The organism is Zobellia roscoffensis (assembly GCF_015330165.1).
GTDB classification, from domain to species: Bacteria; Bacteroidota; Bacteroidia; order Flavobacteriales; family Flavobacteriaceae; genus Zobellia; species Zobellia roscoffensis.
In genome coordinates, this window is the sequence record NZ_JADDXT010000002.1 from 1,915,296 (window position 1) to 1,928,569 (window position 13,274).

Here is a 13,274-nt window from a genome sequence, read left to right on the forward strand (position 1 = left end):
TAATGGATTTAATTCACGGCATCTCCTCTCAGTATTCTAAAATTCTTTCGCGCTTGTGGAAAATAATAACTGTCCTGGTAGTTATAAATGATTTTTTCATAGTGCGATTTAGCCTTTTCAGGCTCGTTCAATGTGTTTCTATAGAGTTCTGCCAGCGCAAAATGCGCATCGTCTGCCAAAATACCACTGGCGTAGAACTCCGTTATTTTTTGGTAATTGTATTCGGCGGCTTCATAGGATTTGATACTTTCTAGAAGTTTACCTTGTTTAAGAAGGGCTTCGTCCTCTATTTTTTCGCCTTTATGGTTTTCAAGAATTCCATCAAGCTCGGTAATGGCTTCTTTTGTTTTATTTTGATAGGCTAGAAGGTCTGCCCGGGCATATTTCTTTAAAGCGGTCTGCGTAGAGTCTTCCAGCGAATTGTCTGAAATTAATAAACTCAATTGCATGGCATCATTGGCAATGAGCTGGGATGTTGAGCTTCTTAGTACTTTAAGCTGGGTAAGAGCCCAGTCAAAATCGCCTTTGTAGAAACTGGTCTGGGCCACCTTAAACCGTGCATTTTGCCCCAGTACATCATTTTTTAGGTTTTGTTGTATTTGCGAAAAATAAATGAGCGCTTCATTAAATTTTTTGTCATAGACCAAAATATCACCTAAGGCTAATTTTACAAAAGCCTTCCCTCGTGCGTTTAGCGGAAGCTCTAAACTTTGCTTTAGAATCTGGACGGCCATTTCCGGAGTTTCTTTTTTAAAGGTCAGAAAGTTTGCATATGCCACTTGCAATTGCAGGGTTTGAGCCTTGTAGCCGTGTATGTTGATTAGTTCATCAAATTGTTTTTGGACGGTTTGCAACTCTTTTTCAGAAGGGTCTAAAAGCTGAATATCAATAAGGTTTAATTGAGCGTTTAGCTTAGTGACGGCGTCACCACTATTATCTGCTATAAATTGAAATATTTCTTGAGCGGTTTCGGTTTCATTCTCTTCCAGCGCTAAATTACCAAGCGTATTTAGGCGATGCATGTTTGCACCTTCCATTCGTTTATAAATGGCTTTTTCCTGTCTAAAAGCGCTGTTGTATTGCTTTTGCTGTACAAATAACCAACTGAGAAGCTCGTTCCAGAGTATATCTGGATTCTTCTGGGCGTTTTGTAGGAGTATTTTTTTGAAAGTGATATTGTTTTCATTTTCGGCATCTGCCGTAATGAAATCATCTATATTCCTAAGTACGTTAGATTTTGATGTCTTGCCCTCACTGATAAGGGTGAGGTACGAAACATACATTTTTTCAATATTCCCCTGTTCACCATAAATGCGGGCCATTTGGTAATTATAATCCAATTGAGGATTTAATTCCATGGCTTTAGTATAAGCGGAGAGTGCTTCGTCTAAAAGTGCATATTTTTGAAAGCGATAACCAATGCCGTACCCGTAGTTCGGGTTTTTTTCAATTTGTGAAATTGCTTTTTGATAGTATTCTTTTGCTTTTTCTGGTAGGTTTTGCAATCTGTAGTTATACCCCATTTCAATTAATAAAGTGGGAAAGACATTGGCATCCTTAATTTTTTCGGATAACAAATTCTCTGCGTCCGTATAGCGTTCCAATTGCTGGTAGGTTGCAATAAGTGCTTCGGTGTAGTCGGTTCTACGTGGGTTTTTTTTTGCCAATTTTTCATAGTACACTACAGCCTTGTCAAAATCCCCATCGTTAAAATACTGTTTTGCCAAGAAGTCTTCTTGGGCCACAGCAGAAAATGTAATAAGAAGAATGGCGATGCTATATAGAGCCTTCATATGTGAAATTTAACAAATTTACGTCAGCCCCGGAAAAGAATCTGTTAAGGGGACTATAATTTGGGCATAAATAGATTGTGACCCAAGTTTACCTCGTTTTATACACTATTAAAAGCCATTCATACAATGTTGAATAGTATCTAATTCATAGTGTAATACATTTACAATCAGAACATTAATTAATATGAATTTAAAAAATAGAAAAAATGGCAGTGTTTGTAAAAAATTGTGACCGTTATGCGGCGTTTCTCTATCCGAACGGAACTAACTCAGGTAGAATTAATTTGTACTGTGCAGATGGGTATAGGCTATATCTGATCTTTGCAGATGGAAATCTATCCGATAATACCTATAACGAAGGCATAAAAACTGGAGTGGGTTACCAACCAATAGATAGGTATAGTGATTATTTGGATTTGGTTAGAAATGAAAAACCAATACGAGTAACGTTCAATACCACTAGGAAAAGTTATGTTGTCTACGCCTCTGGTGAAGAGGTTGGGGAAGGAGAGATGTAAATTGTGTAAAACAAAATCGGCCAGACGTATTGATCCTGGCCGATTTTTTATTCTTGTGCGGTTCTATTTAATCTATGCGACTAAATCCACAATAAGGCACCAATACTTCTGGAATTTCAATTCCGTCTGCAGTTTGGTAGTTTTCTAAAATACCCGCTAATACTCTTGGCAACGCTAAAGAACTTCCGTTTAAGGTGTGAGCCAATTGACTTTTTCCGTTTTCGTCTTTATAGCGTAGTTTTAATCGGTTGGCTTGGTAGGTTTCAAAATTAGAAACCGAACTAATTTCCAACCAACGGTCTTGTGCGGTAGAGAATACCTCAAAATCAAAAGTAAGTGCAGAGGTAAAACCTAGGTCACCACCACAAAGTCTAAGAATACGGTATGGCAACTTAAGCTCTCTAAGGATGTTTTTTACATGTTCTACCATACCATCTAAAGCCTTAAACGAATTGGCAGGGTTTTCCACACGTACTATTTCAACTTTATCAAATTGGTGTAAACGGTTCAGGCCACGAACGTGAGCGCCATAGCTACCCGCTTCCCTTCTAAAACAAGGTGTGTAGGCGGTATAACAAATAGGGAAGTCACTTTCTGCTACTATTTCATCACGAAAAAGATTGGTAACAGGAACTTCCGCTGTTGGAATAAGATATAAATCATCTTCTCCTACGTGGTACATCTGCCCTTCTTTATCCGGTAATTGCCCTGTGCCAAGACCGGAGGCTTCATTCACCAGGTGCGGCACCTGTATTTCCGTATAACCCGCTTCTGCATTCTTATCAAGAAAATAAGAAATTAAAGCACGTTGTAATCGAGCACCTTTTCCTTTGTAGACCGGGAAACCAGCACCGGTAACTTTTACGCCCAGCTCAAAGTTGATGATATCGTACTTTTTAGCCAATTCCCAGTGGGGAAGCGCATCTGCGATTAAAGTAGGGACCTCTCCTTCCTTGAATATTTCTTCATTATCCTCGTCAGAATTACCTGCAGGAACAGAGTCATGAGGTACATTTGGTATTTTGTACAGTGCTTTTTGAAGCTCTTCGGCAATGGTGTTCAGCTCATCGCTTAGTTTTTTTGAGTCTTCCTTTAGGGAGCCCGTTTTTTCTTTAAGCACATTGGCTTCTTGAGCTTTACCACTTTTAAAGAGCATACCTATTTCTTTGGAAAGTTTGTTGCTTTCCGCTAGGGTAGTGTCCAAAGCTGTTTGTGTTGAACGTCTTTTCTCATCCAATTGTAATACTTCATCAATCAAAGGTGCGGCATCTATATTACGCTTTTTTAATGCGTTTATGATGTCGTCTTTTTTGTCTCGAACTACGTGTAGCTGTAACATTGCTCTTAAATTTAGTCTGCAAATTTAAACTAATGATTAAAAACGAATACATTTACAGCCGTTATAATCTTATTATTTTATGGTTTTTGAACATTTAGCGTTGAACGTTACGGATATTAAGAAAAGAGTGGACTGGTTTGTAGCTCATCTGGGTCTTAAGGTGGTGGTTGCTAAAGAGAATCCGCCTTTTATGACGTTCTTGGCCGACTCCACAGATAGGGTGATATTAGAATTGTATCAAAAAGAGAACGAACCTTTTAGCAATTTTAAAGAACGGCAACCGGCAACATTCCATATGGCATTCGTTTCTGATGATGCTAAACTTGATAAAGAAAGGCTAATACGTGAAGGGGCATCTTTGGTAGAAGAAGTAAAACGTGAAGGGGTGTATTTGGTTATGCTGCGTGACCCATGGGGAATGCCTTTACAACTTTGTCAACGGGCCAATAAGTTTTAATGCTTTTCTGATCCGGGTGAGGGGTAGATCCATTCGTTATGCCAAAAGTAATTCCATTTAACATGGGCTAAATCTACTTTAGGGTCTATAAACGGGCGGTAAGGTTTACTGTTAATACTAACTCTGGAGTTCACGGCGTATACCTCTATTTGCTCTCCTTTTGCTGCGTATTCTTTTTTTAACCTTTGCGCAAATTGCCAAATAAAGTCTGGGTAGCCGCCAATTCTACGCAGTTGCTTTTTGGTAAGGTAATCTTCGTTTTTTATTGTAGTTTTTTCACCGGTTTCCTTATTTACTACTTTGAATTTTAAGGATCCGGACCGACTCCTGAGCATCATGCGCCAACTTAATCTATGGCCTTCTTCCGTCCATAAGACATCATCTTTTATAAAATGATGTCTTACGGGTAATGCTAGCTGTACCAAGAAATACAGGCCGCCAAGTATAAAAAGGATATTTTTATACTTAGGGACTTCCAGCTTCTGTAGCAGGTATGGTTTTTTCTTTTTAAAGAATATTTTTCGAATCGTTTCAGGTTCAAAAAAGAACACTGTAAAGGCTAATGCCAAATAAGGGAATATGCCAATTTGAAAAACAATAGAATTGAACAGATGGAAAAATATGGATGCGAAAAAAGCAATTTTTCGAGTGGGTTTCCAGAGGAGTGCCGGTACTATGAGTAAGTCGAATAAAATACCGGAAATACCTATAATTTTATGAAGGAACGGTTCTTGTAAAAGACCTCCAATGATTGGGTAGCTTGCCTTATTGAGCATAAGAACGCGGACAATGCCAAAATCTAGCCAATCTCCGTAAAGTTTTGCTATAGAGGCATAAGTATAGACGATAATCAATTGAAAAATTATAGCCCACCTCACATACGTTAACATACTATTACTTTGCAAAAGTGGATTTCTTTTTGCGTCTATAGAATAGCTTCGGTGCGCTGGTAAAAAGCACATGATCAACGAGATTAGTACTAAAAGGTAATAGTGATTGTTGTATGATGTTTTTTGCATCAGGTATACACCTGTCCACATTACGGTGAACGAAATGATGGCAAAACGGTATTTGTACCCCAAGGAGATTAGTACGCCAAGTGTACCCATGGCGAAAAAGTAATAATACATGCCTAAGCCCGGTAAGGGCTGCAGCCAATCAAAACCGATAAAGTTGAAAGTGAATTTTGGTTCAATTAGCGTTCTTCTGACCCAGCCAGTTAAAATGGCGCCATAACATTCTAGGGAGACTAGTATTCCGAAAAAAACACGAAAAATAATCAGTTGTGAATTATCGATTTTCGAAAAGAGAAAACGATTCAGCATTTATTGTGAGATTAATGCAAGCGAAGTTTGTTTATCTTTTTCAAGCTGTTTTTTTAATGCTTCTACAGATTCAAATTTATGTTCGTCACGTATGCGGTGCAGAATATCTATCTGTAGTACTTGGCCATAGAGATTTTGGTCAAAATCAAAAAAATTGATTTCAATTGTCTTTTCCTTTCCGGCAACCGTTGGGTTGTAGCCAATATTCATCATGCCGTAGACCGTTTTTTCCAAAATTTCACTTTTTACAACATAAACACCGTTTTTAGGTATTAGCTTGTAAGACTGGGGAATATGTAGGTTGGCTGTAGGAAAACCAATTTGCCTACCTAAGCCTTTTCCTTTTTGAATGGTACCTGTAAGCATATAGTTATAGCCCAAATATGCATTGGCAGTTGTAATATCTCCTTCTTGAAGGGCCTTTCTTATTTTAGTAGAACTCACTGATACTTCGTCTATCTCTTGGGCAGATATTTCTTCCACATCAAAGTCAAAAGTACTTCCAAAGGTTTTTAAGTCAGTAATATTTGCATTTCGGTTTCTGCCAAAACGATGGTCGTAACCAATGATTATTTGCTTTGTGTTTAATTGATTTACCAAATTGTCCCTGACAAATTCTGTGGCAGAAAGTCTAGAAAATTCTTGCGTAAAAGGGTGAATGATTAGTTGGTCCAGACCTAGAGCTTCTAATATTTTTGTCTTTTCTTCAATTGTATTTAGCAATTTTATGTTCGCATCTTTTTGTAAAACCATACGCGGATGCGGAAAAAAGGTCAATACTGTAGACTTAAGATCTAGAGAAGTAGCATTATTAATCAGGCGTTCGAGTATTTTTCTATGACCAATATGAACACCGTCAAAAGTGCCTATGGTAATGGCAGTCGGATGCCGTTTATCGTTTTTGGAAATGCTTTGGACTGTTACCACCTGTTAAAAATAATAAAAAGACTTATATTTGATTTTGTTCTAAACCCCCTTGATGGTTACAAAATTACGTCTTGTTTTTTCAATTACCATAGCATTTCTTTCCTTTTCCGCTTCGGCACAGAGTGAATACTGGGAAAGCACGTCAATGAAAAAATCTTCCTACAAGAGAGTTTCACAGGGTTTGAGTGCTCATGAAGGAAAAGTTTTTGCTTTGCAGGAAAAACTTTTCAAACAAGATTTAAAAAATTCTACAACATCTAAAAGTAATTCCAGAATAGTCTATTTCCCCAATTCAAGTGGAGATATGGTGGCCTATAGTGTCCGCGAAACCCCAGTTCTTTCGGAGGAACTTTCAAAAAAATATCCAGAAATCAAGTCATTTTCCGGTAGAGCGGTAGATAATCGTGAAGATCGTATAAGATTTAGTATTTCCCAGAAAGATGTACAAGCTATGATTGTCTCCGCTAAGACCAGTGAAAGCAGTTTCATTGAAAAAGTGGAGGATGATAAATACATGGTGTACTCAAGAAGTGCTAAAACAGAAGATGAAAGTGATTTTGTATGCAGCACTCAAGAAAAAGTGTTGGCTTTTGGTGCCAGTCTTACGGCAAAGCCCCTAGATGACCGTGTCATTAGAAAATATAGATTGGCGGTTTCTGCAACTGGAGAATATACAGAATACCATGGAGGTACAGTACCTGATGCCCTAGCCGCAATTAACGCAACATTAACCAGGGTAAACGAAGTTTTCGAGACTGATTTGGCCGTTCGTTTAGAACTTGTTTCCACTACGGATAAAATTATTTACACTAATGTAAGTACAGATCCTTATAATGGAACATTAAGTACTTTGGGGAGTGAAGGGCAGGCTGTTATGACCAGTGAGATTGGTGAAACAAATTATGATATTGGACATGTTTTTCACAAAGGGGAAAACAATGGTAATGCCGGTTTTATAGGTGCCATCTGCATAACCAATAGAAAAGGTAGCGCTTATTCTTCAAGCTTGACTCCTAAAGGAGATAGATTTGATTTAGATTTTGTGGCCCATGAGATGGGGCATCAGTTAGGGGCGAACCATACATGGTCCCATGAGTTTGAAGGTACGCAAGTTCAGGTAGAACCGGGTAGTGGAACCTCTATAATGGGGTATGCCGGTATTACAGGTGTTAATGATGTTGCTGCTAGAGGAGATGATTATTTTCATTACATCAGTATTAAACAGATTATAGATAACCTAAAGACTAAGACTTGTGGTGAGGTAACGGGAATTTCTAATATGGCCCCTGTAGTTGCAGATCTTGATGATTATGTGATTCCAAAATCTACGGCTTTTGTGTTAGAGGGTAGTGCCTCTGATCCAGATGCTACCGATGTGTTAACGTATACTTGGGAGCAGATAGATAACGGAGTTGTTACGCAAGCATCTTTTGGTCCAAACAATGCAAGTGGAGCAAATTTTAGGTCTAAATTGCCAAGTTTGGCTCCGGTGCGATATTTTCCAATGCTTTCTCAAGTAGTTAAAGGTAACTTAACCCAGACTTTTCCAACAAGAGGCTCGGCCTGGGAAACGGTTTCCGATGTTGAAAGAGAAATGAATTTTGCTTTTAGTGTGAGAGACAATGCACCCGGAGGAGGGCAGGTAGTATCAGAATTAATGAATATTGCCGTAGTAAATAGTGCAGGACCTTTTCAGGTTACGTCACAGGCCACTACTGAAACCTATGTTGCTGGTGAAATGATGCAAATAGAATGGGATGTAGCGGGTACGGATGTGTTACCTGTTGCTACTAAAAATGTGGATATTAGCCTTTCTATTGATGGTGGGGTAACTTTTACGATACCCTTGGCGTCCGGAGTGGTTAATGATGGGGCTCACAAAATAGTAGTTCCTGGTATGCCTACCGCGGAAGCACGTATTATGATTAAGGCATCTGACAATATTTATTATGCTGTGAATTCAACTGATTTTACTATAGAGGCCTCTCCGTTTGTTATGAACTTTTCTGGTTTAGAATATGAAGCCTGCCATTTTGATGACCTCGTAATTCCATTTATTTATGAGACCTATTTAGGTTTTGATGAAGAAGTTACTTTTGAAGTGACCGATGCGCCCGAAAATTTAGGAGTTACTTTTGCGCCAAGTAGCGTCTCGCTAGATGGAACAGAAGTGAATCTAATCCTTGAGAATACTGAAAATGTTCCAGAAGGGTCTTATTCATTAACGGTTTCAGCAGTTTCTGCAAGTGTTTCAAAAGAAATTACATTAGACCTTAAAATATATGATACCGACTTTCCAACGGTCGAGCTAACAACACCGGCAAATAATTTGATTGATGCGGCAACAACAGAACTGTTGCAGTGGGAAGAAAATGCATCATATACTTCGTATGAAGTTCATATTGCTACGGATAGTGGGTTTGCCAATCTCGTAGAGTTGGTTACGGTAACTACCAATAGTTACGTTCCCACAGAACTGAACAATAAAGTAACGTATTACTGGCGAGTAAAACCCTTGAATGTATGTGGCGAAGGAGATTTCAGCGCTGTTCAAGAGTTTACCACAATTCAAGTAGATTGTGCCAACAAACCGGCAAGAGACCTGCCATTGGAAATTAGCGCTACAGAAAGGACAACGGTGATTTCTAAGATTGCCTTTTTTGAAGATTTGAAGGTAGATGATATTAATGTAAAGCTGAATATTGACCATGAGTATCTAGAAGATTTGGTGGTCACTCTTACCTCACCTTCTAATACTGTGGTTCCATTAATTACCAGTTCATGTGGTAATCTGAAGAATGTAGACGCAACTTTTGATGATGATGCTAGTAGTTTTGTATGTGGAACAACAGCCGTAACGGCAATAAAAGGAACCGTAAAACCGCTTGGATCGTTAAGTTCATTTAAAGGGGAGTCCATATTAGGAGAATGGATCTTAACTGTTGTGGATAATGCCTCTAGAGATGGAGGGGTTGTAAACGAATTTGCCTTGGATATTTGTGTAGAAGGTGAGTTTAGACCAGATGTTGATAATGATGGTGTTTTTGATGATGGAGATGATTTATGTCTTAACACACCAGCAGGAGCAGAGGTAGATTCTTCTGGTTGTGAGGTGCATCGTTTTGCTGCAAGTAATTTTGAAATTACGGTGGAAAGTGAGTCATGTAGGAATAATGATGATGGGGCTATATCTATAAGTGCTTCAATGCCATTGGATTATAATATAGTTATTTCTGGTAATGGAGTGGAGGTTACTCAAACGTTTACAGATGCCTTTTCTTTATCAAATTTAAACTCAGGCGTATACTCGTTATGTGTAAATGCTTCAGGTGATGGATTTGATTATGAGCCATTTTGTGCACAAGTAACAATTTCACAGCCGGATCCGTTGGGTGTTTCCTCTTCTGTGTCTTTAGATGGAAAACAGTTGTTGCTTTCTATGGAGGGAGCAGATTTATATACAATCGAATTAAATGGAGATATTGTACTAACAGATAAATCAGAAATTACATTGGATCTTAAATCAGGAGGTAATTTACTTCGTGTATCTACTGGGCTTCCGTGTCAAGGTACATATGAAGACAGCTTTTTTGTAGGGAGCGAACCTATGGTGTTTCCTAATCCTTTTAATCATAGTACAAGAATGCTGTTAGGCGCATCAACAGAAAAAGTAAAAATAGATATCTTTACTATAGGTGGGGCATTGGTTAAGAGCCAGCAGGGTACACCAAGGGGTGGTGGAATAGATTTAGATTTTACATCGTTGCATTCCGGAATTTATATAGTGAGGGTTACAGGTGAAACCATTGAGGGAACGGTTAAAGTAATAAAACGATGAGAATACTAGCTTTTATGGTATTGGGTGTAGTGCTCTTTTCGGGTTGTAAAAAAGACTCGCCAAAAGCACCGGAAAAGGTTGATTTGATTGCTCCTGCTAAGAATTCAGAGTGCACGCCTGTTCAAAGTGATGGTGATAGTAGTAGCATTGTTCGGTTCACTTGGGGTGCTTCAGACTTTACGGAAAGTTACGTGCTTCATGTAACTAACTTAACTACGGGAACGGTACAGTCTAAAAATACGACCAACACTATAGAAACGTTGTCATTAACCAAAGGCACGCCGTTTTCTTGGGTAGTTGAATCAAAAAATTCAGAAATTACAAACTCAACAAGTAGTGATTCTTGGTTGTTCTATAATCCGGGGTCTCAAATTAGTCACGTTCCTTTTCCGGCAGAATTGACTTTTCCTGTACAGGGCTCAACAGCCTTTAAGGATGTTAATGGCCAAATAGAACTAAAATGGTCAGGGAATGATTTAGACGATGATATAGAGAGTTATGGGGTGTATTTTTCTGATGAAAATCCGCCTACAACGTTATTGCGAACAACAGATGCTGGAGTCAAAGAGTTAACAGTAGGAGTCACCTCTAATAAGGTCTATTTTTGGAAAGTAGTAACAACAGATGCAGAAGGAAATATTTCAACCAGTGCTGTTTCAGAATTCAAGACCCGTTAAATTGGTTCATGGTACGGGCAACACCTGCAAGAACAAAAGATTGAATTAGTTCAGTGGTTTTTTCGTAGCGTTCGTTAAGAGTATTTTTTTCTGTTTCGCTCCATTCTCCCAAAACGTATTCAACCTGTCTTCCTTTTCCAAAATCTGCACCCACACCAAATCTAAGTCGGTTGTAGTTTGCAGTTTGTAGTACGTTCTGAATATCTTTTAGACCGTTGTGGCCTCCGTTGCTCCCCTTTGTTTTTAATCGTAAGGTTCCAAATTCTAGATTAATATCATCAGTAACTACAAGTATATTTTCTAAAGGAATATTTTCCTTATCCATCCAATACTTTAAGGCTTTTCCGCTAAGGTTCATATAGGTAGATGGTTTAAGGCAAAGGACACTGCGCCCTTTAATTTTAAAAACACCTACATCACCTAATTTTACGGTATCAAAAGAAAAATCCAATGTTTTGGCAAGTGCATCTAATACTTTAAATCCAATATTATGACGGGTTTCAGTATACTCGCTGCCAATGTTTCCAAGGCCAATAATCAGGTATTTTTTCATGCTATCTGTTTCTTCTAGAACACTTTTGTTCTTGTTGAAAATTGATTTTATAAATTGAAACATAATACGAAGTTTTATAGAGTATTAGTGTTCTAGGTACGATTATGCTCTAACGTAAATACAAGTTGCAAACTTAAAGTTGTAAAAATACAAAAGCGCCCTAATTTAGGGCGCTTTTTATAAAACTTCAATTGAAATTTATTCTTGGCTTTCTCCGCCTTCAGCTGCTGCTTCTGTAGCTTCGCCTTCTTCTCCTTCAAGTTCTTCATCGTCATCAACGGCCACTGCTGTACGCTGAGTTTTAACTTGAACAACTACTGTAGTTTCTGGGTGTAAGATTGTAAACTCATCGTTCAACAAAGATTCAACAGTAATGTTGTCACCAATTTTTAATTTTGATATATCAATATCAAAATAATCAGGCAAGTTGTCTGGAAGTGCTTTAATGGTAAGTTTTCTCTTTCTAAAAAGTAAACGTCCACCAGCTCTAACACCAGGTGCATTACCTTCTAAACGAACAGGAATGTTCATGGTAACTTCTTTGTCATCAAAAAGTTGGTAAAAATCAATATGCAAAATTTTATCAGTCACTGGGTGAAACTGAATGTCTTGCATAATTGCTTTTACTTTACCACTTCCTAAGTCAACCTTTACGGTATGTGCGGCTGGGGTGTAAACTAAATCTCTGAACGCTAACTCTTCTGCTGAAAAGTGTAGTGGTTTTTCCCCTCCGTATATAACGCAAGGAACCTGTCCAGCATTACGTAGGGCTTTCGTTGCCTTCTTGCCCACGCTTTCTCTTTCTGATCCTTTAATTTTAATTGACTTCATTATATGATTTAAAAAATTAATACTCGTAATTGAAGTAGCTCCTAAAGGGCTACATTAAAAATTTTGATGCAATTGATGTGTTGTGATGTACCCTATGCATTACATCTGCAAAAAGCTCGGCACAACTTAATACTTTAACTTTGTCCGAATCTTGTTTTGCCGGAATAGAATCGGTTACGATCAATTCAAGCAATTTCGATTTTTCTATTTTTTCATACGCGTCACCGGACAAAAGGGCGTGTGTTGTAATAGCCCTAACGCTCAATGCACCTCTTTCCATCATTAAATCTGCAGCTTTGGTCAGTGTTCCAGCAGTATCTACCATGTCATCTACTAAGACTACGTTTTTACCCTGAACATCACCAATTAGCTCCATGTGCGATATTACATTTGCTTTAGCTCTTTGTTTGTAACAAATAACAACATCACAACTCAATGCTTTTGAATAGGCGTAGGCTCTTTTGGACCCCCCCATATCAGGTGATGCAATAGTTAGGTTATCTAGTTTTAAACTTTTGAGGTATGGCAAAAACATGGTAGAAGCAAATAGATGATCAACAGGTCTTTCAAAAAAGCCCTGAATTTGATCGGCATGCAAATCCATTGTAATTATGCGTGTGGCACCAGCTGCTTCAAGCATTTTTGCAATTAACTTGGCTGCAATTGGTACTCTTGGCTTATCTTTTCTGTCTTGTCTGGCCCATCCAAAATAAGGCATTACAGCGGTAATGTGTCTTGCCGATGCACGTTTTGCAGCATCGAGCATCAACAACATTTCCATTAAATTCTCTGAACTTGGATTAGTAGAACCAATTATAAAAATACGTGTTCCTCGTACGGACTCCTCAAAGGAAGGTTGAAACTCTCCGTCACTGTACCTAGAGAAGAGTACGTTGCCTAATTCGGCACCATAAGATTTGGCGATTTTACGTGCCAAATCAGTACTCTGTGTACAAGCGAAAATTTTAGGTTCGGGAACTTGGTAGGCCATGGGTAACGTATTGTTAGCTAGTTTA

General features: G+C 38.4%; 11 protein-coding genes. 4 read left to right on the forward strand and 7 right to left on the reverse strand.

Going from position 1 to position 13,274, the window contains the following annotated elements; translation table 11 throughout:
- Positions 1-8: 8 nt before the first annotated feature.
- On the reverse strand, positions 9-1,793 hold the full coding sequence (locus tag IWC72_RS08100) for a tetratricopeptide repeat protein (protein ID WP_194529428.1): 1,785 nt from the start codon (positions 1,791-1,793) through the stop codon (positions 9-11).
- 206 nt (positions 1,794-1,999) lie between these two features.
- Here IWC72_RS08100 and IWC72_RS08105 point away from each other — a divergent pair, with 206 nt between their 5' ends.
- The gene (locus IWC72_RS08105; protein WP_194525713.1) at positions 2,000-2,311 is read left to right on the forward strand and encodes a hypothetical protein; all 312 of its coding nucleotides are present in this window, start codon (positions 2,000-2,002) and stop codon (positions 2,309-2,311) included.
- Between the two features lie 67 nt (positions 2,312-2,378).
- Here the strand turns inward: IWC72_RS08105 and serS are convergent, their stop codons facing one another.
- Positions 2,379-3,650, reverse strand: coding sequence for a serine--tRNA ligase (serS, locus tag IWC72_RS08110; RefSeq protein WP_194525714.1), 1,272 nt, complete (start codon positions 3,648-3,650; stop codon positions 2,379-2,381).
- Positions 3,651-3,729: 79 nt separating this feature from the next.
- Between serS and IWC72_RS08115 the strand changes: the two genes are divergently transcribed.
- Positions 3,730-4,107 carry a VOC family protein gene (locus tag IWC72_RS08115; protein WP_194525715.1) on the forward strand — a complete coding sequence of 126 codons (378 nt, stop codon included), beginning with the start codon at positions 3,730-3,732 and terminating at the stop codon, positions 4,105-4,107.
- Here IWC72_RS08115 and IWC72_RS08120 read toward each other — a convergent pair.
- Complete coding sequence (locus IWC72_RS08120) at positions 4,104-5,432, reverse strand: HTTM domain-containing protein (protein WP_194529429.1); 1,329 nt, start codon at positions 5,430-5,432, stop codon at positions 4,104-4,106. The genes IWC72_RS08115 and IWC72_RS08120 overlap by 4 nt on opposite strands.
- Positions 5,433-6,359: a bifunctional riboflavin kinase/FAD synthetase gene (locus IWC72_RS08125; RefSeq protein WP_194529430.1), complete on the reverse strand. Its 927-nt coding sequence runs from the start codon at positions 6,357-6,359 to the stop codon at positions 5,433-5,435.
- A gap of 52 nt (positions 6,360-6,411) precedes the next feature.
- Here IWC72_RS08125 and IWC72_RS08130 point away from each other — a divergent pair, with 52 nt between their 5' ends.
- Positions 6,412-10,197, forward strand: a complete 3,786-nt coding sequence (locus IWC72_RS08130) for a reprolysin-like metallopeptidase (RefSeq protein ID WP_194529431.1) — start codon at positions 6,412-6,414, stop codon at positions 10,195-10,197.
- Complete coding sequence (locus IWC72_RS08135) at positions 10,194-10,874, forward strand: hypothetical protein (protein WP_194525719.1); 681 nt, start codon at positions 10,194-10,196, stop codon at positions 10,872-10,874. Before IWC72_RS08130 ends, IWC72_RS08135 begins: the two co-directional genes overlap by 4 nt.
- Here IWC72_RS08135 and pth read toward each other — a convergent pair.
- From pth to IWC72_RS08150, 3 genes are all read right to left on the reverse strand, one after another.
- Positions 10,861-11,490, reverse strand: a complete 630-nt coding sequence (pth, locus tag IWC72_RS08140; RefSeq protein ID WP_194529432.1) for an aminoacyl-tRNA hydrolase — start codon at positions 11,488-11,490, stop codon at positions 10,861-10,863. The two genes, IWC72_RS08135 and pth, sit on opposite strands and share 14 nt — an antisense overlap.
- Positions 11,491-11,625: 135 nt before the next feature.
- Positions 11,626-12,258, reverse strand: coding sequence for a 50S ribosomal protein L25/general stress protein Ctc (locus IWC72_RS08145; RefSeq protein ID WP_194525721.1), 633 nt, complete (start codon positions 12,256-12,258; stop codon positions 11,626-11,628).
- A gap of 49 nt (positions 12,259-12,307) precedes the next feature.
- A complete protein-coding gene (locus IWC72_RS08150) occupies positions 12,308-13,249 on the reverse strand; it encodes a ribose-phosphate pyrophosphokinase (protein WP_194525722.1) in 942 nt (313 codons plus the stop codon).
- Between the last annotated feature and the right edge of the window lie 25 nt (positions 13,250-13,274).

Coding starts and splice junctions, on each gene's coding strand:
- IWC72_RS08105 (WP_194525713.1), top strand. CDS start 2,000: ATGGCAGTGTTTGTAAAAAATTGTGACCGTTATGCGGCGTTTCTCTAT.
- IWC72_RS08145 (WP_194525721.1), bottom strand. CDS start 12,258: ATGAAGTCAATTAAAATTAAAGGATCAGAAAGAGAAAGCGTGGGCAAG.
- IWC72_RS08150 (WP_194525722.1), bottom strand. CDS start 13,249: ATGGCCTACCAAGTTCCCGAACCTAAAATTTTCGCTTGTACACAGAGT.
- IWC72_RS08115 (WP_194525715.1), top strand. CDS start 3,730: ATGGTTTTTGAACATTTAGCGTTGAACGTTACGGATATTAAGAAAAGA.
- IWC72_RS08135 (WP_194525719.1), top strand. CDS start 10,194: ATGAGAATACTAGCTTTTATGGTATTGGGTGTAGTGCTCTTTTCGGGT.
- pth (WP_194529432.1), bottom strand. CDS start 11,490: ATGTTTCAATTTATAAAATCAATTTTCAACAAGAACAAAAGTGTTCTA.
- IWC72_RS08130 (WP_194529431.1), top strand. CDS start 6,412: ATGGTTACAAAATTACGTCTTGTTTTTTCAATTACCATAGCATTTCTT.
- IWC72_RS08120 (WP_194529429.1), bottom strand. CDS start 5,432: ATGCTGAATCGTTTTCTCTTTTCGAAAATCGATAATTCACAACTGATT.
- IWC72_RS08100 (WP_194529428.1), bottom strand. CDS start 1,793: ATGAAGGCTCTATATAGCATCGCCATTCTTCTTATTACATTTTCTGCT.
- serS (WP_194525714.1), bottom strand. CDS start 3,650: ATGTTACAGCTACACGTAGTTCGAGACAAAAAAGACGACATCATAAAC.